The sequence below is a fragment of the Pseudomonas sp. LB3P58 genome (assembly GCF_054897895.1).
The window spans coordinates 747857-769893 of sequence record NZ_JBUBVE010000001.1 but is presented as its reverse complement, the minus strand read 5'-3'; the positions used below and the strand labels follow the sequence as shown (position 1 = coordinate 769893).

The 22037-nt window shown below is 58.6% G+C and carries 20 protein-coding genes; 13 read left to right on the top strand and 7 right to left on the bottom strand.

The window, feature by feature from the left end:
• Positions 1-59 precede the first annotated feature (59 nt).
• The 3 genes from ACYZTZ_RS03540 (at position 60) to ACYZTZ_RS03530 (ending at position 2288) form a co-directional block, all read left to right on the top strand.
• A complete protein-coding gene (locus tag ACYZTZ_RS03540) occupies positions 60-188 on the top strand; it encodes a hypothetical protein (RefSeq protein WP_461997226.1) in 129 nt (42 codons plus the stop codon).
• Positions 189-235: 47 nt separating this feature from the next.
• A complete protein-coding gene (locus ACYZTZ_RS03535; RefSeq protein WP_007935837.1) occupies positions 236-436 on the top strand; it encodes a hypothetical protein in 201 nt (66 codons plus the stop codon).
• A gap of 376 nt (positions 437-812) precedes the next feature.
• Positions 813-2288, top strand: coding sequence for an inorganic phosphate transporter (locus tag ACYZTZ_RS03530; protein ID WP_056739323.1), 1476 nt, complete (start codon positions 813-815; stop codon positions 2286-2288).
• A 173-nt stretch (positions 2289-2461) separates the two neighbouring features.
• On the opposite strand, the gene ccoM is transcribed toward ACYZTZ_RS03530, so the two are convergent.
• From ccoM to ACYZTZ_RS03515, 3 genes are all read right to left on the bottom strand, one after another.
• The gene (ccoM, locus tag ACYZTZ_RS03525) at positions 2462-2575 is read right to left on the bottom strand and encodes a cytochrome c oxidase subunit CcoM (protein WP_010462558.1); all 114 of its coding nucleotides are present in this window, start codon (positions 2573-2575) and stop codon (positions 2462-2464) included.
• A 144-nt stretch (positions 2576-2719) separates the two neighbouring features.
• On the bottom strand, positions 2720-2881 hold the full coding sequence (locus ACYZTZ_RS03520; RefSeq protein WP_095128014.1) for a hypothetical protein: 162 nt from the start codon (positions 2879-2881) through the stop codon (positions 2720-2722).
• Between the two features lie 100 nt (positions 2882-2981).
• Positions 2982-3323 carry an aspartate-semialdehyde dehydrogenase gene (locus tag ACYZTZ_RS03515; protein WP_461997225.1) on the bottom strand — a complete coding sequence of 114 codons (342 nt, stop codon included), beginning with the start codon at positions 3321-3323 and terminating at the stop codon, positions 2982-2984.
• 218 nt (positions 3324-3541) lie between these two features.
• On the opposite strand from ACYZTZ_RS03515, the gene rapA reads away from it, so the two are divergent.
• Positions 3542-6388 (top strand): RNA polymerase-associated protein RapA, encoded by a 2847-nt coding sequence (rapA, locus tag ACYZTZ_RS03510; RefSeq protein ID WP_461997224.1) that lies wholly within the window; start codon positions 3542-3544, stop codon positions 6386-6388.
• Positions 6389-6547: 159 nt separating this feature from the next.
• Here the strand turns inward: rapA and ACYZTZ_RS03505 are convergent, their stop codons facing one another.
• On the bottom strand, positions 6548-7897 hold the full coding sequence (locus tag ACYZTZ_RS03505; RefSeq protein ID WP_461997223.1) for a spinster family MFS transporter: 1350 nt from the start codon (positions 7895-7897) through the stop codon (positions 6548-6550).
• A 288-nt stretch (positions 7898-8185) separates the two neighbouring features.
• Here ACYZTZ_RS03505 and ACYZTZ_RS03500 point away from each other — a divergent pair, with 288 nt between their 5' ends.
• Positions 8186-10468 (top strand): putative bifunctional diguanylate cyclase/phosphodiesterase, encoded by a 2283-nt coding sequence (locus ACYZTZ_RS03500; RefSeq protein ID WP_461997222.1) that lies wholly within the window; start codon positions 8186-8188, stop codon positions 10466-10468.
• Here the strand turns inward: ACYZTZ_RS03500 and ACYZTZ_RS03495 are convergent.
• Positions 10359-11255, bottom strand: a complete 897-nt coding sequence (locus ACYZTZ_RS03495; RefSeq protein ID WP_461997221.1) for an NAD(P)-dependent oxidoreductase — start codon at positions 11253-11255, stop codon at positions 10359-10361. The genes ACYZTZ_RS03500 and ACYZTZ_RS03495 overlap by 110 nt on opposite strands.
• Positions 11256-11452: 197 nt before the next feature.
• On the opposite strand from ACYZTZ_RS03495, the gene ACYZTZ_RS03490 reads away from it, so the two are divergent.
• Positions 11453-13648: a hypothetical protein gene (locus tag ACYZTZ_RS03490; protein WP_056739313.1), complete on the top strand. Its 2196-nt coding sequence runs from the start codon at positions 11453-11455 to the stop codon at positions 13646-13648.
• 296 nt (positions 13649-13944) lie between these two features.
• On the opposite strand, the gene ACYZTZ_RS03485 is transcribed toward ACYZTZ_RS03490, so the two are convergent.
• On the bottom strand, positions 13945-14250 hold the full coding sequence (locus ACYZTZ_RS03485) for a DUF2288 domain-containing protein (protein ID WP_033059033.1): 306 nt from the start codon (positions 14248-14250) through the stop codon (positions 13945-13947).
• A gap of 338 nt (positions 14251-14588) precedes the next feature.
• Here ACYZTZ_RS03485 and ACYZTZ_RS03480 point away from each other — a divergent pair, with 338 nt between their 5' ends.
• The 5 genes from ACYZTZ_RS03480 (at position 14589) to ACYZTZ_RS03460 (ending at position 19591) form a co-directional block, all read left to right on the top strand.
• Positions 14589-15716, top strand: a complete 1128-nt coding sequence (locus ACYZTZ_RS03480; protein WP_056739311.1) for a branched-chain amino acid ABC transporter substrate-binding protein — start codon at positions 14589-14591, stop codon at positions 15714-15716.
• 232 nt (positions 15717-15948) lie between these two features.
• A complete protein-coding gene (livH, locus tag ACYZTZ_RS03475; RefSeq protein ID WP_046046220.1) occupies positions 15949-16872 on the top strand; it encodes a high-affinity branched-chain amino acid ABC transporter permease LivH in 924 nt (307 codons plus the stop codon).
• Positions 16869-18125, top strand: a complete 1257-nt coding sequence (locus tag ACYZTZ_RS03470) for a high-affinity branched-chain amino acid ABC transporter permease LivM (protein ID WP_461997220.1) — start codon at positions 16869-16871, stop codon at positions 18123-18125. The genes livH and ACYZTZ_RS03470 overlap by 4 nt, the downstream gene beginning before the upstream one ends.
• Complete coding sequence (gene livG / locus ACYZTZ_RS03465) at positions 18122-18889, top strand: high-affinity branched-chain amino acid ABC transporter ATP-binding protein LivG (RefSeq protein WP_046046222.1); 768 nt, start codon at positions 18122-18124, stop codon at positions 18887-18889. The genes ACYZTZ_RS03470 and livG overlap by 4 nt, the downstream gene beginning before the upstream one ends.
• Positions 18890-19591, top strand: a complete 702-nt coding sequence (locus ACYZTZ_RS03460; RefSeq protein ID WP_046046223.1) for an ABC transporter ATP-binding protein — start codon at positions 18890-18892, stop codon at positions 19589-19591.
• A gap of 94 nt (positions 19592-19685) precedes the next feature.
• Here the strand turns inward: ACYZTZ_RS03460 and ACYZTZ_RS03455 are convergent, their stop codons facing one another.
• Positions 19686-20600, bottom strand: a complete 915-nt coding sequence (locus ACYZTZ_RS03455) for a LysR family transcriptional regulator (protein ID WP_461997219.1) — start codon at positions 20598-20600, stop codon at positions 19686-19688.
• Positions 20601-20705: 105 nt separating this feature from the next.
• On the opposite strand from ACYZTZ_RS03455, the gene ACYZTZ_RS03450 reads away from it, so the two are divergent.
• Positions 20706-21305, top strand: coding sequence for a short chain dehydrogenase (locus ACYZTZ_RS03450; protein WP_461997218.1), 600 nt, complete (start codon positions 20706-20708; stop codon positions 21303-21305).
• A gap of 59 nt (positions 21306-21364) precedes the next feature.
• Positions 21365-22030, top strand: a complete 666-nt coding sequence (locus ACYZTZ_RS03445) for a COG3650 family protein (protein ID WP_461997217.1) — start codon at positions 21365-21367, stop codon at positions 22028-22030.
• Positions 22031-22037: the final 7 nt, after the last annotated feature.

Here is a 22037-nt window from a genome sequence, read left to right as displayed (position 1 = left end):
CTAGCGCCTGACACTCATTTCATATGCTTAGCCAAGGCGTTCGCTGAAACAGGAAACTGATGCTGCGTCAGCTGTTTATCTCTGGTGTCGTGGCCGCCTGCAACATGGAAGTAATTGATCGCAATGCCTTAAAAAATGATGCCTTTGCGGGCCTTGTCCATTCGGCGAGCGTGGTTAAATACATTTGATGCAGCGCGTTTCACCAGAATTCAACTCAACTCAATCAGGTAGCACTGTGACGAAAGACGAACTGCGCGCGGAACTTGAGCGCCAGGAACAACGTTACAAGGAAGTTTACGGCGGGGAAGTCACCACCTACGCCGCTCAGCCCGAACCGGAACGCAAACCCTGGCGTAAACGCGCCACCGTTCAGGATCAGGCTTTCACTCAAGAATTGCAGAAAATGGAAAAGGAACTCAAAGCCGAAGAGCCATAAGCCCTCGGCCTGAATCCTTTCAAGGGTCTGCGTCTGCATCCGTTAAAAACAGGATGTATCGATGATGCCTTTCGCGCCCGCTACAAGCGGGCAGCGGCCACCTCACCCACCGGATGAGGCAAATGGTGCATGTCTGGCCCTCTTTTCAGATATTTCACACAAGCGTTCAAACCTCTTGCTCCTACGAGAGGACGCCTTGTGGCTGCGGGCTTTTCAAAGAAATTCAATGACTTGCAAAACCCAGTAAAAACCTGGGATTTTGGCTGCTGCCACAAATTAATTCGTTGAAGAATGTTACCGATGAGCAGCAAGTGCATTGATTAGCAGTCTTTTCTGGCATAATCGCGCCCCCTTACGACCGGGTCAGAAAACCTTCATGATCGATTTATTCAGCGGACTAGATGCTTGGGTGCTTGTGAGCCTCTTGCTCGCCCTGGCCTTTGTCCTCGCCTTCGAGTTCATCAACGGCTTTCATGACACCGCTAACGCGGTGGCCACTGTTATCTACACCAAAGCCATGCCGCCCCATCTGGCGGTGTTCTTTTCCGGTGTGTTCAACTTTCTCGGCGTGCTGCTGGGCGGTGTCGGCGTGGCATATGCCATCGTCCACCTGCTGCCGGTAGAGCTGCTGATCAATGTGAACACCGGTCACGGGCTGGCCATGGTGTTCTCGCTGCTCGCCGCCGCCATCACCTGGAACCTGGGCACCTGGTACTTCGGTATCCCGGCTTCCAGCTCCCATACGCTGATCGGGTCGATCCTCGGTGTCGGCCTTGCCAACGCCTTGATCAACGATATTCCGTTGGCTGATGGTGTGAACTGGCAGAAAGCGATCGATATCGGTGCGTCCCTGGTGTTCTCGCCAATGGCCGGTTTCATCGTTGCCGCTCTGGTGCTGATCGGACTGAAATGGTGGCGCCCACTGTCGAAGATGCACAAGACGCCGGACCAGCGCCGCAAGCTCGATGACAAGAAGCACCCACCGTTCTGGAACCGTCTGGTATTGGTGATCTCGGCCATGGCCGTGAGCTTCGTGCATGGTTCCAACGATGGCCAGAAAGGTATCGGCCTGATCATGCTGGTGTTGATCGGTATCGTGCCGGCGCAGTTCGTACTCGACCTGGGCAGCACAACCTACCAGATCGAACGGACTCGCGACGCGACCCTGCACCTGAGCCAGTTCTACAAGCGCAATGCCGATACGCTGGGTGAATTCCTGGCCTTGGGCAAAAGCGTGGAAGGCGATCTGCCGGAGAAATTCCGTTGCAACCCGCAACAGACCGAACCGACAATTACCGCCCTGCTCGGCACCCTTAAAGGTGTAGCGGACTACCACTCGCTGCCGTCGGAAAGCCGCATCGAAGTGCGTCGCTACCTACTCTGCCTGGACGACACGGCGAAGAAAGTCAGCAAGCTTCCTGGTCTCGCTGCCCGTGAAAAGGCTGACCTGGACAAGCTGCGCAAAGACCTGACCACTACCACCGAATACGCCCCGTTCTGGGTGATTCTGGCGGTCGCCCTGGCCCTCGGCCTGGGTACCATGGTGGGCTGGAAGCGCGTGGTTCTGACCATTGGCGAGAAGATCGGCAAGCAGGGCATGACCTACGCTCAAGGCATGTCTGCACAGATCACCACCGCGTGCATGATCGGCCTGGCCAACATCTTCAGCCTGCCGGTTTCCACCACCCACGTCCTGTCGTCGGGCGTGGCCGGCACCATGGTCGCCAATAAAAGCGGCCTTCAGGGTGGCACCGTCAGAACCATCCTGCTGGCCTGGGTCCTGACCCTGCCAGCCACAGTGGCCCTGTCGGCCGGCCTGTTCTGGCTGGCGTCGAAGGCACTGGGCAGCTGATACATCGCTGCAACGAAAAAGGCGCGCCTCGTAAGAGCCGCGCCTTTTTCATGCCTGCGATCTTCCAAACACCACAAATCTAATCTCCATACATCCTCAAGAAACCGCACGCAAAAAAAAAGGCAACCGAAGTTGCCCAAAATGCCTTGCGTGCTCATTGCTTCCAGAAAGACCTACGGTTTGCGCTTATGCGAATCCTTCCAGATAAAAAATCCAAACCCTGCAAAAAACAGAACCATGAGGCCGACTGTCAGCACTCCGGCGATCACCACGTTGTCGAAAAACATGACTGGCCTCCTGCACTTGCCTTGTTGCGATGGGGCTAAGTTAACCAATCAGGCAGGAGAAGAAATTGACCGGGATCAATGTCGCCCGAGACTGGGCGTAAAGGAGGGGGAATAACTGACCTGCATCAACCGATGCAGGGTGTTTCAACGCTTTTTCGGTTTATTCTTCGGCTTTTTCTTCGCTTTACCCAACGGCATGGCGTGCTCGAACGCCTGGCGCACTTCGTTCAGGCGCTTTTCATTAAGGTCATGAACCCGCTTGGCGCGTTCGGCGTTGAGGTCGATCAGCTTGTCGTCTTGGCTCATGGTGCTCAGTGCATCGCCTGGAATGAAATTCAGTTGCCGCATCTGCAGGCAAGGATGTGCCAATAATGCGGTCTGATGGCGGCGCTGACCAGTCGTGACCTCAAATCTGGATATCGACCCACAAACCCTGACGTGGCTGATCTTCCATCAATGGCGCCACCGGCACGGTATTGTCAGCATTGAGCTCGTCACCGGGAATCGCCAGGTGCACTTCAGGATCTTCATCGGCTTCGCGACGGCGCCTTTGCTGTTCCTGCTTGCGGCGCTGTTCCTCGCGCAGCTGAAACGCCGCCTCTTCCGGATCGCGCTGTTGCAGGTCGATGGTGCTTTCGTTGGAGCTTTCTTGCACCGGCACCACGGGGGGAATATCCGGCCGCTGGCGAATCGGATCCTGCTGTGAGGTGATTGGCACGGCACTCAAGGGGAGCATCGGTGGCAGCATAATTATTAGTCTCCTGTCAGCAGGCTGTCGGCTGCGGGGATGGCGACTTGAGCCATCGGTCGCAAACTGTGACCCGTTTGGCACGAATAGGTGCCCCGACCTGCAAGCGCTGCATCGCTGTACTAACGTAAGACTTCGGGTTTTTATGAGAGTCCTTTGGCCCTGAAGCCCTCATTCCGTTAAGATAGCCCGCTTTTTCAAGGTGGGAGTCAGGCAGCATGGCGCAGCAGTATCAACCGGGGCAACGCTGGATCAGTGACAGCGAAGCCGAGCTGGGTTTAGGCACCGTTCTGGCACAGGACGGCCGCTTGTTGACCGTGCTCTACCCGGCCACTGGCGAGACTCGCCAGTACGCGCTACGGAATGCGCCCCTCACCCGCGTGCGGTTTTCGCCGGGTGACTCGATTACTCACTTCGAAGGCTGGAAACTGACCGTACAAGAAGTCGACGACGTCGACGGCCTGCTGGTTTACCACGGCCTCAACGGGCATAACGAAGTGGTTACCCTGCCGGAAACCCAACTGTCGAACTTCATTCAGTTCCGTCTGGCCAGCGATCGTTTGTTCGCCGGGCAGATCGACCCGCTGGCCTGGTTCTCCCTGCGATACAACACCCTGGAACACACCAGCCGCCAGTTGCAGTCCGCGCTTTGGGGCCTCGGTGGCGTGCGTGCGCAACCGATCGCGCACCAGCTGCACATCGCCCGTGAAGTCGCTGACCGCATTGCGCCGCGGGTTTTGCTGGCAGACGAAGTGGGTCTGGGCAAAACCATCGAAGCCGGTCTGGTGATCCATCGCCAACTGCTCTCGGGCCGCGCCAACCGCGTGCTGATCCTGGTTCCGGAGAACCTTCAGCACCAGTGGCTGGTGGAGATGCGCCGCCGCTTCAACCTGCAAGTCGCGCTGTTCGACGAAGAACGCTTCATCGAAAGCGATGCCGCCAACCCGTTCGAAGACACCCAGCTCGCGCTGGTTGCACTCGAGTGGCTGGTGGAAGACGAGAAGGCCCAGGACGCACTGTTCGCCGCCGGTTGGGACCTGATGGTCGTCGACGAAGCGCACCACCTGGTGTGGCACGAAGACAAGGCCAGCCCGGAATACTCGTTGGTCGAGCAATTGGCCGAAGTCATTCCCGGCGTCCTGCTGCTGACCGCGACCCCGGAACAACTGGGTCAGGACAGCCACTTTGCGCGTCTGCGCCTGCTCGATCCGAACCGTTTCCATGACCTGCACGCCTTCCGTGCCGAGAGCGAAAACTATCGCCCGGTGGCCGAAGCCGTTCAGGAGTTGCTGGACAAGGGGCGCCTGTCGCCTGAAGCGCACAAGACCATTCACGGTTTCCTCGGCAACGAAGGCGAAGCCTTGCTGACTGCGGTCAACGATGGCGACACCGAAGCCAGCGCCCGTCTGGTCCGCGAACTGCTCGACCGCCACGGCACTGGCCGCGTGCTGTTCCGCAACACCCGCGCCGCCGTGCAGGGTTTCCCGGAGCGCAAGCTGCATCCGTACCCGCTGCCATGCCCCGACGAATACCTCGAACTGCCGTTGGGCGATCACGCCGAGCTGTACCCGGAAGTCAACTTCCAGGCGCAGCCGGACGCCAACGAAGAAGAACGCTGGTGGAAATTCGACCCGCGGGTCGAGTGGCTGATCGATACGCTGAAGATGCTCAAGCGCACCAAAGTGCTGGTGATCTGCGCCCACGCCGAAACCGCCATGGACCTGGAAGACGCCCTGCGCGTGCGTTCCGGCATCCCGGCCACGGTCTTCCACGAAGGCATGAACATCCTCGAGCGTGACCGCGCCGCCGCCTACTTCGCCGACGAAGAATTTGGCGCGCAAGTGCTAATCTGCTCGGAAATCGGCAGTGAAGGTCGTAACTTCCAGTTCTCGCACCACTTGGTGCTGTTCGATCTGCCATCGCACCCGGACCTGCTGGAGCAGCGTATCGGCCGTCTGGACCGGATCGGCCAGAAGCACATCATCGAACTGCACGTGCCGTACCTGGAAACCAGCCCGCAACAGCGCCTGTTCCAGTGGTACCACGAAGCGCTGAATGCGTTCCTCAACACTTGCCCGACCGGCAACGCCTTGCAGCATCAGTTCGGCCCGCGCCTGCTGCCACTGCTGGAAAACGCCGATGACGGCGAGTGGCAAGCGCTGATCGACGAAGCCCGCGCCGAGCGTGAGCGTCTGGAAGCCGAGTTGCACACTGGCCGCGACCGCTTGCTAGAGCTCAACTCCGGCGGCGCTGGCGAAGGTGATGCGCTGGTCGAGGACATCCTCGAGCAAGACGATCAATTCGCCCTGCCGATCTACATGGAAACCCTGTTCGACGCATTCGGCATCGACAGCGAAGACCATTCGGAAAACGCGCTGATCCTCAAACCGAGCGAAAAAATGCTCGACGCCAGCTTCCCGCTGGGCGACGACGAAGGCGTGACCATCACGTACGACCGCAACCAGGCGCTGTCTCGCGAAGACATGCAGTTCATTACCTGGGAACACCCGATGGTTCAGGGCGGCATGGACCTGGTCTTGTCCGGCTCCATGGGCAACACCGCCGTGGCGCTGATCAAGAACAAGGCGCTGAAACCTGGCACCGTGTTGCTGGAACTGCTCTACGTCAGCGAAGTGGTTGCTCCGCGCTCGCTGCAACTGGGCCGTTACCTGCCACCGGCCGCCCTGCGCTGCCTGCTCGATGCCAATGGCAACGACCTGTCGGCCCGGGTGTCGTTCGAAACCCTTAACGATCAGCTGGAAAGCGTGCCGCGTGCCAGCGCCAACAAGTTCATCCAGGCCCAGCGCGATCAGCTGACGCCACGGATCAACGCCGGTGAAGAGAAGATTTTCCCGCGTCACGCCGAGCGTGTGGCTGAGGCGCAGCGTCGTCTGGCCGCCGACACCGACGAAGAACTGGCGCGCCTGACCGCGTTGCAAGCGGTCAACCCGACCGTGCGTGACAGCGAACTGGTTGCCCTGCGCAAGCAACGCGAGCAAGGCCTGGCCATGCTCGACAAGGCTGCGCTGCGACTGGAAGCGATTCGGGTGTTGGTGGCGGGTTAACTCCCCTGCTCCACCGCTAAAACAAAAGGCCCGCAGCGATGCGGGCCTTTTTTTGTCTGGTTGATTGTTGCTGTGCTGCTGATGACCTCTTCGCGAGCAGGCTCGCTCCCACAGGGGAATGCATTCCAAATGTGGGAGCGAGCCTGCTCGCGAAAGCGGTTAAGCAGTCACCGCAGAACCCACAGGCTCAACCACAGCCACCAACCCTTCCTTCATCCGCTTGGCATCGCGCACAAAACACCGCGACGCCAAAAACAGAAACACCATGGTGAAAAACAGCGCCACCGGAATCAAATACATCGCGTCATGCAAGCCGACAGCCTTGAACGCCTCGGTCATCTGTTCAGCACCGGCCGAGAGCATCGCCGTATGCGCAAAGTGGTCGGACAATGCGCCCACCACCACCGGCCCCAAACCACCACCCAGCAAATACAACCCGGCGAAGAACAGCGCCATGGCCGTAGCCCGCAAGCGCGGCTCGACTACGTCCTGAATGGCGGTGTAAACGCAGGTGTAGAAGTTGTAGGCAAACAACCAGCCCACACTGAACACCGCCACAAATACCCCGATCTCGATCCGCCCGGAATGCAGCGCCCAAGCCGTGCACACCGTCGAGATGATCAAGCTGAACGCGGCAAACAGCAGTCGCCCATTGGCCACCCGCTGGTGAATCTTGTCCGCCACCCAACCGCCCAGCGTCAGGCCGAACAACCCGGTCACGCCGACGATCACCCCGGTCGCCACCGCCGCTTCCTGCAACGGCATCAGGAAATAGCGTTGCAGCATCGGTACCAGAAACGAGTTGCAGGCATACGTGGCGAAGTTGAAGCACAGCCCCGCCATCACCAGCCACAGGAAAGTCGGCACCGCCAGCACCCGACGGATCGGCCGGTCTACGCGCTCCTGCGAGACTTGCACACTCTCTGCAGCGCCGCGTTTCGGTTCCTTGATGAAGAACATGAAAATCGCCAGGATCAGCCCCGGCACTGCCGCGATAAAGAACGGCGCGCGCCAGCTGTCGAAGGCCTTGACCATGGCGCCGATGGTGAAGAACGCCAGCAGCAGCCCCAACGGCAGCCCCAGCATGAAAATGCCCATCGCCCGTGCCCGACGATGGGCCGGAAACAGATCACCGATCAGCGAGTTGGCGGCCGGTGCGTAACTGGCTTCACCGATGCCGATGCCCATGCGCACGATCAGGAAAGCCCAGAAACTCCCCACCAGTCCGTTGATTGCTGTCAGCCCGCTCCACGCCGCCAGGCCCCAGCCCATCAATTTACTGCGCGAACCGGTATCGGCCATCCGCCCCAGAGGCAGGCCGGCAATGGCATAAACGAGGGTGAATGCGGTACCGATGATCCCCAGCTGAAAGTCGCTGAGGTGCCATTCCATGCGGATCGGTTCGATGATGATGGCTGGAATGGTGCGGTCGAAGAAGTTGAACAGATTGGCCAGGAACAGCAGGAACAGAATGCGCCAGGCATTCGCCGCTTGGGTCGAGTTCTGCATGGGTCCGTCTCTTTTATTGTTATTGGGGCTTCACTGCCAGCGCATCCGAGCCCGGAGCCTGCAATCTAGTCAGGCCCGCCAGAGCTGTCTGTCATTATTTGTAAAGCTGATATCCGCCCATGGAAGATGTCGCAGCTGATACAACAGTTATTTCCAAATGCTCTAACGCTCATTCCAAAATGGTTAGGGCCAATTTGCCACTACCGTTTGCACTCTAAACATGCCTTCTATACTCCAAAGCATTCGCCAGCGTTCATGGCGTCAGCCAGGATGACAATGGGGCATGCTATGGAGTGGCTTGGCTTGCATTTCATTACCGAGCTGACGGCGAACGGCCAGGTAATACTCAACTGCACACATGACCCTTTTCTGGTACTGCTGGCGTATGTGGTCGCCTGTGTCGGCAGCTTTGCCACATTGGACATGGCCGAACGGGTCGGTCACGTGGAAAAACCCGCCTCGCAGCGGCTCTGGCGCTGGGTCGGCGCCAGTTGCCTGGCGGGCGGGATCTGGGCCATGCACTTCATTGGCATGCTAGCGTTTCAGGCGCCGATCGACATTCAATATGAATTACCCATCACTCTCCTTTCTCTGTTGATCGCCCTGCTCGCCTCGTGGCTGGCCATGCATACTCTCAGTCATCCCCGCCTGAGTTTTTGGCAATATCTCCAGGCTTCGATCTGCATCGGCCTGGGCATCGCCACCATGCATTACGTGGGCATGAGCGCCATGCGTTCGAGTGCGGTGGCGTATTACCAACCCACGCTATTCGCCCTCTCCGTTGTGATCGCCATCGGTGCCAGCCTTGCAGCCCTGCTGATATCAAGTCATCTGCGCGACGGCACCGGCCTGTTCCATCAACTGCTCAAATACAGCGCCAGTCTGGTGCTCGGGGCAGGCATCATCTGCATGCACTTCACCGGCATGGCTGCCTTCAATCTGGTGCTGCCCGCCGATAGCCTCCAGCCGCTGCCCGGCGTAAACAATCATCTGCAACTGGGTCTGACGGTGGCGGTCATGACGCTGCTGATCATCGGCAGCAGCATCAGCGCGGCGCTGGCGGACAAGAAGCTGCAAAACAAAGAGCGCGACCTGCAGCGGGTCAACGCCCTGCTCAGTCAACTGGACCAGGCGAGGATGTCGTTACAACAAGTGGCGCACTATGACCCCCTGACCAACCTCATCAACCGCCGTGGCTTCAACCAGATCTTCGCCGAGAAGCTCATGGAGAAAACCAACGAAGGCGGCATGCTGGCGGTGCTGTTCCTGGACATCGACCATTTCAAGCGGATCAACGACAGCCTCGGCCATGATGCCGGCGACGAATTGCTCAAAGTCCTGGCCAGCCACATAAAGTGCTCGGTGCGCAGCCACGAAGATGTGGTTGCGCGCTTCGGAGGCGACGAGTTTTGCATCCTCATCAGCCTGCATGATCGTGATGAAGCGCGGCACATGGCCCAGCGCATCATGGCGAAAATGAAGGAGCCGATCGAGCTGTCCGGGCGGCGCATGGTCATGACCACCAGTATCGGCATCAGCGTGTTTCCGGAAGATGGCAAGACCTGTGAAGAGTTGCTGAAAAACGCTGACCTGGCGCTGTATCAGTCCAAGGACAGCGGGCGCAATGGCCTGAATTTTTTCAGCGAAAACCTGAAAACCCGCGCGACGCTGGAACTGCAACTGGAAGAAGAGCTGCGCCACGCCCTGCGCGAAAACACCGGGCTGATGCTCTATTACCAACCGATCTATGACCTGAAAACCGCTCAGGTCAGCAAACTTGAAGCGCTGGTCCGCTGGCAACATCCGGTTCACGGACTGCTGGCACCGGACCGGTTCATTGCCATCGCCGAGGCCAACGGCCTGATTGCCGAACTGGACAACTGGGTCCTGCGCAAAGCCTGTGAGGATCTGGGCGAGTTGTCGCGTCAGGGTTGCGAAGAACTCCACATCGCCGTGAACTGCTCGCCCCTGAACCTGGCGCGCGAAGAATTGGCCGATGAAATCGAACACGCGCTACGGGTCGCCGGAGTGGCGCCGCAGCGGCTGGAACTGGAAGTGACGGAAAATGCGCTGATGGGCAACATCGCCGATACGCTGGTGTTGCTGCGCCAGATTCGTGCCCTCGGTGTGTCGCTGTCGATTGATGACTTCGGCACCGGTTACTCATCACTGGCCTATCTCAAACGGCTGCCACTCAACACGCTGAAGATCGACCGCTCGTTCATCCAGGACATTCCCAAGGCCACCCAGGACATGGAAATCGTTCAAGCGATCATCGTCATGGCCCACACGCTGCATTTGCAGGTGGTGACCGAAGGCGTCGAAACCGTTGAGCAATACGAGTTTCTGGAGCGTAACGGCTGTGACTTCGTGCAGGGCTACCTGCTCAGTCGTCCAATCCCGCTGGCGCAGTTGCGTCCGGTGCTGAGCGAAATCAACCAGCGCAAGCACCTGCACACTGTCAGCCCTTTGAGTCTGGCTCGCGGTACAACTGCACTTGCGTCGACGGATCTTTTTCCAGGAATCCCTGGCTCCCATGCAGTCGCATCAATTGTGCGGCCAGTCCACTGATCGGCGTGGCCGAGCCTTGCTCGCGGGAAAACTTCACCGCGGTGTCGAGGTCCTTGAGCAGCGTGCGCACATGCCATTTCACTGGTTCGAAACGGCTTTCGGCCATTTGCGGAGCAAGGATCTGCAACGGCTTTGAATCGGCGAAACCACCGGCCAGAGCCTCGGCGATCAGACTGGCCTGCACCCCGGAACGCTCGGCCAACGCCACCACTTCGGCAATCACCAGCGCATTGCAGGCGACGATCATCTGATTACAAGCCTTGGTCACCTGCCCCGCTCCGACGGCGCCCATGTGGGTCACGCGCTGACCGAGGCTCAACAGCACAGGCCTGACGCGCTCAAGGTCCGCCGTTTCACCGCCCACCATGATCGCCAGGCTGCCAGCCTCGGCTCCGACCACTCCGCCGGACACTGGTGTATCCAGCCAGCTCATGCCGGTTTGGCTGACCAGCGCTGTCGCCATTTCCCGCGTCGCGGTAGGTTCCAGGCTGGAAAAATCCACCAGCAATTGACCGCTTTTCGCACCTTGCGCAATCCCTGCCGCGCCAAACACCACCTCACGAACCACCGACGTGTCCGCCAGACACAACATCACCACGTCGGCGTGCTGGCACAGCTCAGCTGGCGTGGCGACTTGTCGTGCGCCGGCCTCGACCAGCGGCGCGCACTTGGCTGGATTGCGGTTCCACACCGTCAGCGGATAACCCGCTGCCAGCAAACGCCGGCACATTGGCAAGCCCATCAGGCCGACCCCGGCAAACCCGAGCGAAGGTAACGATGCCATCATCTGGCCTCCTTTTGATTAAAGATTGGCGAATATTGGCCGATTCATCATGACTTAGGAAAGGATTCCCCCGAGTGATGCTCAGGCCAAGGCCCTGACGCTTGGGCCAAATACGCGCTGAAAAAAGACGCGAGATCCCATCCGTGATGGTTCGACGACATCGTGTCGCTCAACCAACCAGCCCAGGTACATGGCGCACAATGACTTCTAAAAACAATCCGGCCCCTGCGATATCCGATCTGACGTTGAGCCCCGCGGCAAACAGCCCCGCACCGTCGAAGCCATTGACGCCATCGCGCCCGTTGGCAACTCAGCAATACCTGTACTTCACCGAAACCAATACCGACCGCATCCTCGATAATCTCGACGGTCTGCGCGACATGGTGTTCCCGCGCCCACCGCATCTGGAAGGCGACAGTGAACATCACAGCGATCAGGAATTCCCGTCAGTGTGCCTGATCGGCCTGGGCCGCTGCGGTTCGAACATCGCGCTGGACGTCGCCGAGCTGGTGTACAACGCCCGCAAGTTCTACCTCAACGAATTCAATAACGAAGACCGCCTGTCACCCGACAAACGCTTCGCCGAAAAGGGCTACAGCCCGGCGCAGTGGATTCGCAACAACCTGCGCCTGGGGCCGAACAAGGCCACCAAACCGGTGTTCCTGGTAGAACCGCTGGTCATGCTCGGCGACCTGGACAAAGACATTGCCGGCCGCATCCGCTTCTCGCGCAAGGGCGAAAAAAGCGGTTTCCTGCGCGACTACAGCAAAATGAAAATCATGGACTTGTCGGAAGTCCACGCCGGTGGCGCCGGTAACGCGCCGATCCTCGGCCAATACCTGGCGAAGATCATCCTGAACAAGGACACCCAGCGTTTCTCCAGCCCTGACTGGAAGATGATTCACTCGTACCTGATTGATAGCTGCGGGATCAAGGCCAACCAGTCGCGCCTGTATTTCTCGATCTTCAGTGCCGGCGGCGGTACCGGCTCGGGCATGGCCTCGGAATTCGGCCTGGCCCAGCAGCACTCGTACATGAACAAGACGTTCGACACCAAGCCGATGGACGAGCACGACGGCAAGAGCGGTCATTCCTTCGTCTTCGAGCCGATCTTCACCAGCGGCATCTGCGTGTTGCCGAACATTTCCGATCACCGCAGCGAAATGTCCGAGGCGCTGCACATCAACGCCGGTCGTCTGCTGTGTAAATACCTGTCGGAAGAGTGGGACTTCTCCTACAACTTCGCCAACGAAGACAGCAGCGAAGCCAGTGTCATGGGCCGTATCCGCCCATGGAACGCCATGATGCTGATCTCCAACGACATCATGCGTTACGCCGAAGAAAGCGATGACGGCAACATTCAGAACATCGACGTCAACGCGATGGAAAAGCACGCTAACCAGTACATCTCACAGCAGATCTTCAACATTCTGACGGCGCAGGCGGTGACCACCGACTACGACCAGAACTATTTCCGTCGGGCTGGCATCGACATTGGCGAAACCATTCGCCTCGACGCCAACGACCTGTTCATGAGTCTGGCCGGCCCGGTGGCGATTGCCTACGCCGAGTCCGTGGTGCCGGAAACCCCGCCGCCGAGCAGCGACAAATTCAAGGTGTTCGAGAAAGAACCGCAGCGCCTGAACATCGACGACCTGTTCTTCCGCTCCATCGACTTGCCGCACTTCAACAAAGTGACCCAGGCAATCGAAGGCATCAGCCTGTTGCCGATCGAATCCAAGCGCTATCGCGCCTCGCTGGAGCAGTACAAGAACTCAGGGTATGACGCGGCCGCCTTGCACGACCTGCACTTCTTCAAGAACTGCTCGTCGGTGGTGTCGATTGTTTCGTTGCCGAAGGACTACAAGCTGTCCTACATGGACCTGAACCGGTTGAAGACCCACCTCAACAGCCTGTTCCCGAACACCACGCTCAAGCGTTATGCGCTGGTCATCGGCGCGTCGGCTAACCTGTCGCTGACCACCCTGATCGCCAAGAGCCCGTGCCTGTCGGACGACTTCCTGACCCTGATCGTGGCCTTCATCAAGCGTTGCTTCGCGAAAAACCCGTACCGCTTTGACGAGACCCTGGATAACTCGATCCTGGATTTCATCATTAATGAAGAGTTCGACGAGGACCGGATCGACGAACTGCTGAATGAATTCGAGAACCCAGCGAAGATCCTCGACACCAACTGGTACGCGATCAAACCGATGTACGAGAAGAAGTACCGCGAGCTGATCAACGACAAAGACAAGTTCGTCTCGATCAATGACATTCGTCTGTCCCGGGATTGCGTGAAGAAGGCGATCAAGTACTTGCGCGAGATTTATCGTCACCGGATTGGCAAGACCAAGGTTATTTCGCTGAATAACCATACCGGTAAAACCGCTTAATCAGCGGCGCCCCAATCGCGAGCAGGCTCGCTCCCACAGGGATCGCATTCTTTCTGAAGAAACGCGGTCAACTGTGGGAGCGAGCCTGCTCGCGATGGCGGTCTCACATTCACGACAAATCCCAACATCCAGAAACAATTAAGCAGCCATCAGGCTGCTCGATAAACTGTTCCCGTTACGTTTACGTCACCGTGATGCTGGCCCGCCTGTGGCCTTTCTCTACGGCAACATGCCATCACGCTACTCGGCTACACACTTTTGCCCGACAAAGTCGCGCACCAATAGAGTGCACACCTTCAGCTCGTCGCCCTTTCCTGGATCAGAATCCACGGCGAAACGACCACTGCCCACAGCTCCGGATCACGTTCGAAAAGATCCAGCGCCCGCGTTTCAGACAGCTTGGCGACCTTGTCGGCGGCCAGCCAGGCAGCCACTTTCTCGCCTTCATCGGTCGCGACTGCCTCCGCTGCAGCAATCAAATCCAGACCGGGGTCGACCCACAATAGGGCACCCTTGGCGAAGAACGGCTCAAGCTCCTTCCAGGTAATAGATGCGGTTTCACCAAGCAGCTTGGCATAGAGGGTGCTAGGTTCTTGAGTCATGGGTCCTGTCCGGAAAAGAAATCGACGTCATCATAACGTTGGTGGTCTGGCAGAAAAACCCGGATGCAATTGAGTTACCGATTGAAAACAGCAGGAAAGCCAAGGATTGCTGATATTTCAGCTATAACCCCCGCCGCCATTCTGTCTTTTTCTTTCAAAAAAGCGACACCCTCTGATTTTGCCCCCTGGCGCCAGCTTCCCAGGCTAACAATTGGCGCTCTACACTGTACCGGTACAGTTGCCGGGGGCATTTTCCGGAGGATATCGAAGATATCTGACCCGGTTCTGCTGCTACGGCGCCAGGACTATAAAAACTACAACAGTAAGAGTGGAGCACTATGACTAAGGCTACTAAGCAGATTTCCAAACTGTTTGCCGCTATGGTTCTGGCCGGGGTTGCCAGCCATTCGTTCGCAGCTGACACCATCAAGATCGGCATCGCCGGCCCTAAAACCGGCCCTGTAGCCCAATACGGCGACATGCAGTTCAGTGGCGCCAAAATGGCCATCGAACAGATCAACGCCAAAGGCGGCGTAGACGGCAAGAAACTCGAAGCCGTTGAATACGATGACGCCTGTGATCCAAAACAAGCGGTAGCGGTCGCGAACAAAGTCGTCAACGACGGCGTCAAGTTCGTGGTCGGTCACCTGTGCTCCAGCTCCACTCAACCGGCTTCGGACATTTACGAAGACGAAGGCGTGATCATGATCACCCCGGCTGCCACCAGCCCGGACATCACTTCCCGTGGTTACAAAATGGTGTTCCGCACCATCGGTCTGGACAGCGCCCAGGGCCCTGCCGCCGGTAACTACATTGCCGACTTCGTAAAACCGAAAATCGTTGCTGTTCTGCACGACAAACAGCAATACGGTGAAGGCATCGCCACTGCCGTGAAGAAAACCCTGGAAGGCAAAAACGTCAAGGTTGCCGTGTTCGAAGGCATCAACGCCGGCGACAAAGACTTCTCTTCGATGATCTCCAAGCTCAAGCAAGCCAACGTCGACTTCGTCTACTACGGCGGCTACCACCCGGAGCTGGGTCTGATCCTGCGTCAAGCCCAGGAAAAAGGCCTGAAAGCCAAGTTCATGGGTCCGGAAGGCGTGGGTAACGACTCCATTTCGCAGATCGCCAAAGACGCTTCCGAAGGTCTGCTGGTAACCCTGCCGAAATCCTTCGACCAGGATCCGGCCAACATCGCCCTGGCTGATGCGTTCAAAGCCAAGAAAGAAGACCCGAGCGGTCCATTCGTGTTCCCGGCCTACTCGGCTGTGACCGTGATTGCCGACGGTATCAAGGCTGCCAAGTCCGAAGACGCTGCCAAAGTGGCTGAAGCCATCCACGCAGGCACCTTCAAGACTCCGACTGGCGACCTGAGCTTCGACGCCAAGGGCGACCTGAAAGACTTCAAATTTGTGGTTTACGAGTGGCACTTCGGCAAACCTAAAACTGAAGCCAAGCCTCAGTAAGGCGTTGCCTGACTGACTGCCAATAAAGCCCACGGCGTGCCGTGGGCTTTGTTTTACGAACGTATTGGGCCGCGCTGGCGTGATCCGCCAGTCTCCCCACCTGAAAATCTCAAAACCGTCATCAGCGGTTCGCTGGCAAACCTCGCGTTCGAAGTGGATGCAGATCCACGGGGCTCGAGCGGGAAAATGACTCCACCAGTGAAATGCGTATCAGGTTTTTAGGAGCGCTGTAATGCCTGACATCTATCACTTTTTCCAACAGCTGGTTAATGGTCTGACCATTGGCAGCACGTATGCCCTGATCGCCATCGGCTATACGATGGTTTACGGCATCATTGGAATGATCAACTTCGCCCACGGCGAGGTGTACATGATTGGTTCCTACGTGGCGTTCATCGCCATTGCGGGCCTGTCCATGATGGGACTCGACAGTGTTCCGCTGTTGATGACCGCCGCTTTTCTCGCGACCATCGTCGTGACCAGTGCCTACGGTTACAGCATCGAACGGATCGCCTACCGCCCTCTGCGCGGCAGCAACCGTCTGATCCCGCTGATTTCCGCCATCGGCATGTCGATCTTCCTGCAGAACACGGTTCTGCTGGCGCAAGACTCCAAGGACAAATCCATCCCCAACCTGATCCCCGGTAACTTCTCCATCGGGCCAGGTGGCGCACAAGAAGTGCTGATTTCCTACATGCAAATCGTGGTGTTCGTGGTGACCTTTGTCGCCATGCTCGGCCTGACGTTGTTCATCTCCCGCTCTCGCCTGGGTCGCGCCTGCCGCGCCTGTGCCGAAGACATCAAGATGGCCAACCTCTTGGGTATCAACACCAACAACATCATCGCCCTGACCTTCGTCATCGGTGCCGCACTGGCAGCCATCGCGGCTGTGTTGCTGAGCATGCAATACGGCGTGATCAACCCGAACGCCGGTTTCCTGGTCGGCCTCAAGGCCTTCACCGCAGCGGTATTGGGCGGTATCGGCAGCATCCCCGGAGCGATGCTCGGCGGGATCGTGCTTGGGGTGGCGGAAGCCTTTGGTGCCGATATTTTCGGCGACCAGTACAAGGACGTCGTGGCGTTCGGTCTATTGGTTCTGGTGTTGTTGTTCCGGCCAACCGGCCTGTTGGGCCGTCCGGAGGTTGAAAAAGTATGACTAGGAATCTTAAACAGGCGTTGTTCAGCGCCTTGCTGGTGTGGGCCGTTGCCTACCCGGTACTCGGTCTGAAACTGACCATCGTCGGCATCAACCTCGAAGTCCATGGCACCAGCACTACAACGCTGATCACCATCGCCGTGTGCTCGGTGCTGATGTTCCTGCGGGTGCTGTTTGACCATCAGATCAGTGCAGCCTGGAAATCCTCGCCGAACATGCCGGTGATGCCGGCCAAGGCCAGTACGTTCCTGACCCTGCCAACCACTCAGCGCTGGATCATCATCGCGTTGATCATCGGTGCGCTGGTCTGGCCGTTCTTCGGCTCCCGCGGTGCGGTGGATATCGCCACGCTGGTGCTGATCTACGTGATGCTCGGCCTGGGCCTGAACATCGTGGTCGGTCTGGCCGGTCTGCTCGACCTCGGTTACGTCGGCTTCTATGCCGTCGGCGCCTACAGCTATGCGCTGCTGTCGCACTACTACGGTCTGAGCTTCTGGATCTGCCTGCCGATCGCCGGGATGATGGCGGCCACCTTCGGCTTCCTGCTCGGTTTCCCGGTCCTGCGTCTGCGCGGTGACTATCTGGCGATCGTGACGCTGGGCTTCGGTGAAATCATCCGTCTGTTCCTGCGTAACCTGACCGGCCTCACGGGTGGTCCGAACGGCATCAGCAACATCGAGAAACCAACGTTCTTCGGCCTGACCTTCGAACGTAAAGCCGCTGAAGGCCTGCAGACCTTCCACGAGTACTTCGGCCTGGAATACAACTCGATCAACAAGGTGATCTTCCTTTACCTGGTTGCGCTGTTGCTGGCGCTGTTCGCGCTGTTCGTCATCAACCGCTTGCTGCGCATGCCGCTGGGCCGTGCCTGGGAAGCGTTGCGTGAAGACGAAATCGCCTGCCGTGCGTTGGGCCTCAATCCTACCGTCATCAAGCTCTCAGCCTTTACTCTCGGTGCGTGCTTCGCCGGTTTCGCCGGCAGCTTCTTCGCCGCGCGTCAGGGCCTGGTGACACCGGAGTCGTTCACCTTCATCGAGTCGGCGACCATCCTCGCCATCGTGGTGCTGGGTGGCATGGGCTCGCAACTGGGCGTCGTGCTCGCTGCCACGGTGATGATCCTGTTGCCGGAAATGATGCGTGAGTTCAGTGAATACCGCATGTTGATGTTCGGTGCCTTGATGGTGCTGATGATGATCTGGCGTCCTCAAGGACTGCTGCCCATGCAACGTCCTCACATGGAGCTGCGCAAATGAGCCGCGAGATCCTTAAAGTCGAAAATCTGAGCATGCGCTTCGGCGGTTTGCTGGCGGTCAACGGCGTAGCCCTGAGCGTGAAGGAAAAACAGGTCGTGGCACTGATCGGCCCCAACGGCGCCGGCAAGACCACCGTGTTCAACTGCCTGACCGGTTTCTACCAGCCGAGTGGCGGCAGCATCCTGCTGGACGGCGAGCCGATCCAAGGCCTGCCCGGCCACAAGATTGCCCTCAAAGGCGTAGTGCGCACCTTCCAGAACGTGCGGTTGTTCAAGGACATGACGGCGGTCGAGAACCTCTTGATCGCCCAGCACCGTCACCTGAACACTAACTTCCTGGCCGGTCTGTTCAAGACCCCGGCGTTCCGCAAGAGCGAGCGCGAGGCCATGGAGTTCGCCGAGTTCTGGCTGGACAAGGTCAACCTCAAGGCGTTCGCCAACCGTCCGGCCGGCACCCTGGCCTACGGTCAGCAACGTCGCCTGGAAATCGCTCGCTGCATGATGACCCGTCCGCGGATCCTCATGCTCGACGAACCGGCCGCAGGCCTGAACCCGAAGGAAACCGAAGATCTTAAAGCGCTGATCAGCATGTTGCGTGAAGAGCACAACGTCACCGTGCTGCTGATCGAACACGACATGAAACTGGTCATGAGCATTTCCGACCACATCGTCGTGATCAACCAGGGCACGCCTCTGGCCGACGGTACGCCGGAACAGATCCGCGACAATCCTGAAGTGATCAAAGCCTACCTGGGGGAAGCGTAAATGCTGCAATTCGAAAACGTTTCCACCTTCTACGGCAAGATCCAGGCCCTGCACAGCGTCAACGTGGAAATCCGTCAGGGCGAAATCGTCACCCTGATCGGCGCCAACGGCGCGGGCAAATCCACCTTGCTGATGACGCTTTGCGGTTCGCCGCAAGCCCACAGCGGCAGCATCAAGTACATGGGTGAAGAGCTCGTGGGGCAGACCTCGGCGCAGATCATGCGCAAGAGCATCGCCGTGGTTCCGGAGGGTCGTCGGGTGTTTGCCCGTCTGACCGTGGAAGAAAACCTCGCCATGGGCGGTTTCTTCACCGACAAGGGCGATTATCAGGAACAGATGGACAAGGTCCTCGGACTTTTCCCACGCCTCAAAGAACGCTTCGCCCAACGCGGCGGCACCATGTCCGGTGGCGAACAGCAAATGCTCGCCATCGGCCGTGCGCTGATGAGCAAGCCCAAGCTGTTGCTGCTCGACGAACCTTCGTTGGGTCTGGCACCGATCATTATCCAGCAGATCTTCGACATCATCGAACAGCTGCGCAAGGACGGTGTGACGGTGTTCCTGGTGGAGCAGAACGCCAACCAGGCGCTGAAAATTGCCGACCGTGCGTACGTTCTGGAGAACGGCCGGGTGGTGATGACAGGCACTGGGGAAGCGCTGCTGACAGATCCGAAAGTGCGTGAAGCGTACTTGGGTGGTTGAGTCTTTGCGGTAAACAAAAAACGGCCTTCGGGCCGTTTTTTTGTGCTTGAGATCAATCCACTAACGATGAAAATCCCCTGTGGGTGGTGAGCCGCTATCGTTGGAGCCGATCCAGTGCCTCGCCGCTGCGCTTGAACCAGCCAATCAAGTAATCCGCCAACACCTGCGTGCGCTTCGGCAAACCGCCCTGATACGGGTGAACCAGGTACATCGGCATGCGGCGGGTCTGATAGTCACGCAAGAGCCAGCGCAATCGCCCGTCAGCCAATTCCGCTTGCAGCAAGTAGGACGGCAACCGCGCAATGCCGGCGCCAGCCAGTGCCGCTTTTTTCAGCAGGCTGTAATGGTTGCTGGCGAACGGTCCCGACACGCGAACCCGCAACAACTCGTGTTGCTGGTGATAGAGCCACTCTTCGCGGCCGCTGTAATGACTGTTGAGCAGGCAGCGGTGTTCAGCGAGTGCTTGAGGCGTCAACGGTTCGCCGTATTGCTCAAGGTAGGCCGGGCTGGCGCAGGTCATTTCGTGCAAGGCTAAAAGCGGTCGGGCCACCAGGCGCTCGTCATTGCCCACCTCGGAGCGAACCGCGAGATCAAACCCGTCGCGGGACAAATCACGGTAGTTGTTGCTCAGGTCCAGCTCGATCTGCACCTCGGGATATTTGCCAGAGAACTCCAGCAACAAGCCATCAAAGAAGGTTTCCCCCAGCGATACCGGAACCGTCATACGCACCGGTCCGGCCATGTCGTCCTTCAATCGCGCCAATGCCTGACGCGCCCTCTCGACCTGGACTACGAGCGCCTGGGCTTGCGGCAACAGCGCCGCACCCGCGGCGGTCAAACTCAAGCGCCGGGTGGTGCGTTGCAGCAGGACCACGGAAAACCGTGTTTCCAGCAGGCTGATGCGCTTGGACAATTGGCCCTTGCTACAGCCCAATCGTTGCGCCGCCAAGGTGAAACTCCCCGCCTCGATCAACACCGCAAACGCCGCCAGATCGTCCATTTCGCTCATGGATTGTTTCCATTTGAAAACCAAAGGTTGCCTATTAGCGCGCTTATCAATGGAAAAAACCACTCTAGACTTCAACCTCGTTTAACCACTACGAGGAACAGCACCATGAAAATTCTTTTGATAGGCGCAGGCGGCACCATCGGTTCGGCGGTCGACAAGGAGCTGTCCGAGCGTCACGAGATCATCCGTATCGGCCGCACCAGCGGTGATTTCCATGTGGATATCAGCGACAGCGCTTCAATCCACAAGCTGTTCGAACAAACCGGCAAATTCGATGCATTGGTCTGCGCCGCCGGCAACGTGACCTTCGCACCCCTCGATGAAATGACCGAAGAAAGCTTCGCGCTGGGCCTGAAAGACAAGTTGATGGGCCAGGTCAATCTGCTGCTGATCGGCCGCGAGTTCGCCAATGATGGCGCCTCGTTCACCTTCACTACCGGCGTGCTCAGCCACGACCCGATTCGCAGCGGCGCCTCGGCAGCGCTGGTCAATGGCGCTCTGGACAGCTTCGTCCGCGCCGCCGCCATCGAACTGCCTCGCGGCCTGCGTGTCAATTCGGTGAGCCCGAACGTACTGGTCGAAGCCATGGGCAGCTACGCGCCGTACTTCCGCGGCTACAAACCGGTTCCGGCAGCGGATGTGGCATTGGCCTACGCCAAAAGTGTGGAAGGCCTGCAAACAGGCCAGACCTTTCACGTGGGCTAAACCCTTGTGATGAACGGTCAGGCTGAGTAACGTGGCGGCACTTGTCTGGAGACTCAAAGATGCGTGTTGCCCGTTCCTTAGTCCTTGTTGCCCTGCTTCCGTTGTTCGCCGCTTGCCAGTTGCTCGATGGCCCGCGTGAAAGTGCCTCCCACGTGGGCGAGACCCGCATGCAGGGCCAGTTGATGGCGGCCGACGGCAAGCTGTTGTTCCAGCCGTGCAATGAGCAGCGCAGTTACGTGGTCAACGACACCGGCGGCACCAGCGTCCTGCAAGAGGCCGCAACCCTGGCCGATGCGCAGGGCAAACTGTTTGCCGACGTGCGTGGCCGGATCGTTGCCAGTGGTGCCGACAGCCGCCTCGATCTTGCACAGCTGTACCGCGTCGAGCGCTCGGGCACCGCGTGCAACGATCCGAATTTCAAATTGCTTATCCTGCGCGCCGCCGGCCATGGGCCTGAGTGGAACGTGAAAGTCAGCGGCAAAGGCATGGTCATCGAGCGCGCCGGTCAGCCGCCATTGGCCGTGCCCTACGTTGAAGAGCAACTGGGCGATGGCCGCTTCAACCTCAGCACCGAAGCCAATAACCAACGCATTGAACTGTGGGTCGCGCCGCAACGTTGCGTCGACAGCAGCACCGGCAGTGTTCAGCACATGAGCGCCGAACTGCGCGTCGACGGCCAGGTTCAGCGTGGCTGCGGGTATTTCGGCGGATCGCGTAACGACTGATCGTTTT

Bases quoted from the DNA above. Each gene is read 5' to 3' on its own strand.
- ACYZTZ_RS03540 (WP_461997226.1), top strand. From the start codon at position 60: ATGCTGCGTCAGCTGTTTATCTCTGGTGTCGTGGCCGCCTGCAACATG.
- ACYZTZ_RS03530 (WP_056739323.1), top strand. From the start codon at position 813: ATGATCGATTTATTCAGCGGACTAGATGCTTGGGTGCTTGTGAGCCTC.
- ccoM (WP_010462558.1), bottom strand. From the start codon at position 2,575: ATGTTTTTCGACAACGTGGTGATCGCCGGAGTGCTGACAGTCGGCCTC.
- ACYZTZ_RS03520 (WP_095128014.1), bottom strand. From the start codon at position 2,881: ATGAGCCAAGACGACAAGCTGATCGACCTCAACGCCGAACGCGCCAAG.
- ACYZTZ_RS03515 (WP_461997225.1), bottom strand. From the start codon at position 3,323: ATGCTGCCACCGATGCTCCCCTTGAGTGCCGTGCCAATCACCTCACAG.
- rapA (WP_461997224.1), top strand. From the start codon at position 3,542: ATGGCGCAGCAGTATCAACCGGGGCAACGCTGGATCAGTGACAGCGAA.
- ACYZTZ_RS03505 (WP_461997223.1), bottom strand. From the start codon at position 7,897: ATGCAGAACTCGACCCAAGCGGCGAATGCCTGGCGCATTCTGTTCCTG.
- ACYZTZ_RS03500 (WP_461997222.1), top strand. From the start codon at position 8,186: ATGGAGTGGCTTGGCTTGCATTTCATTACCGAGCTGACGGCGAACGGC.
- ACYZTZ_RS03495 (WP_461997221.1), bottom strand. From the start codon at position 11,255: ATGATGGCATCGTTACCTTCGCTCGGGTTTGCCGGGGTCGGCCTGATG.
- ACYZTZ_RS03490 (WP_056739313.1), top strand. From the start codon at position 11,453: ATGACTTCTAAAAACAATCCGGCCCCTGCGATATCCGATCTGACGTTG.
- ACYZTZ_RS03485 (WP_033059033.1), bottom strand. From the start codon at position 14,250: ATGACTCAAGAACCTAGCACCCTCTATGCCAAGCTGCTTGGTGAAACC.
- ACYZTZ_RS03480 (WP_056739311.1), top strand. From the start codon at position 14,589: ATGACTAAGGCTACTAAGCAGATTTCCAAACTGTTTGCCGCTATGGTT.
- livH (WP_046046220.1), top strand. From the start codon at position 15,949: ATGCCTGACATCTATCACTTTTTCCAACAGCTGGTTAATGGTCTGACC.
- ACYZTZ_RS03470 (WP_461997220.1), top strand. From the start codon at position 16,869: ATGACTAGGAATCTTAAACAGGCGTTGTTCAGCGCCTTGCTGGTGTGG.
- livG (WP_046046222.1), top strand. From the start codon at position 18,122: ATGAGCCGCGAGATCCTTAAAGTCGAAAATCTGAGCATGCGCTTCGGC.
- ACYZTZ_RS03460 (WP_046046223.1), top strand. From the start codon at position 18,890: ATGCTGCAATTCGAAAACGTTTCCACCTTCTACGGCAAGATCCAGGCC.
- ACYZTZ_RS03455 (WP_461997219.1), bottom strand. From the start codon at position 20,600: ATGAGCGAAATGGACGATCTGGCGGCGTTTGCGGTGTTGATCGAGGCG.
- ACYZTZ_RS03450 (WP_461997218.1), top strand. From the start codon at position 20,706: ATGAAAATTCTTTTGATAGGCGCAGGCGGCACCATCGGTTCGGCGGTC.
- ACYZTZ_RS03445 (WP_461997217.1), top strand. From the start codon at position 21,365: ATGCGTGTTGCCCGTTCCTTAGTCCTTGTTGCCCTGCTTCCGTTGTTC.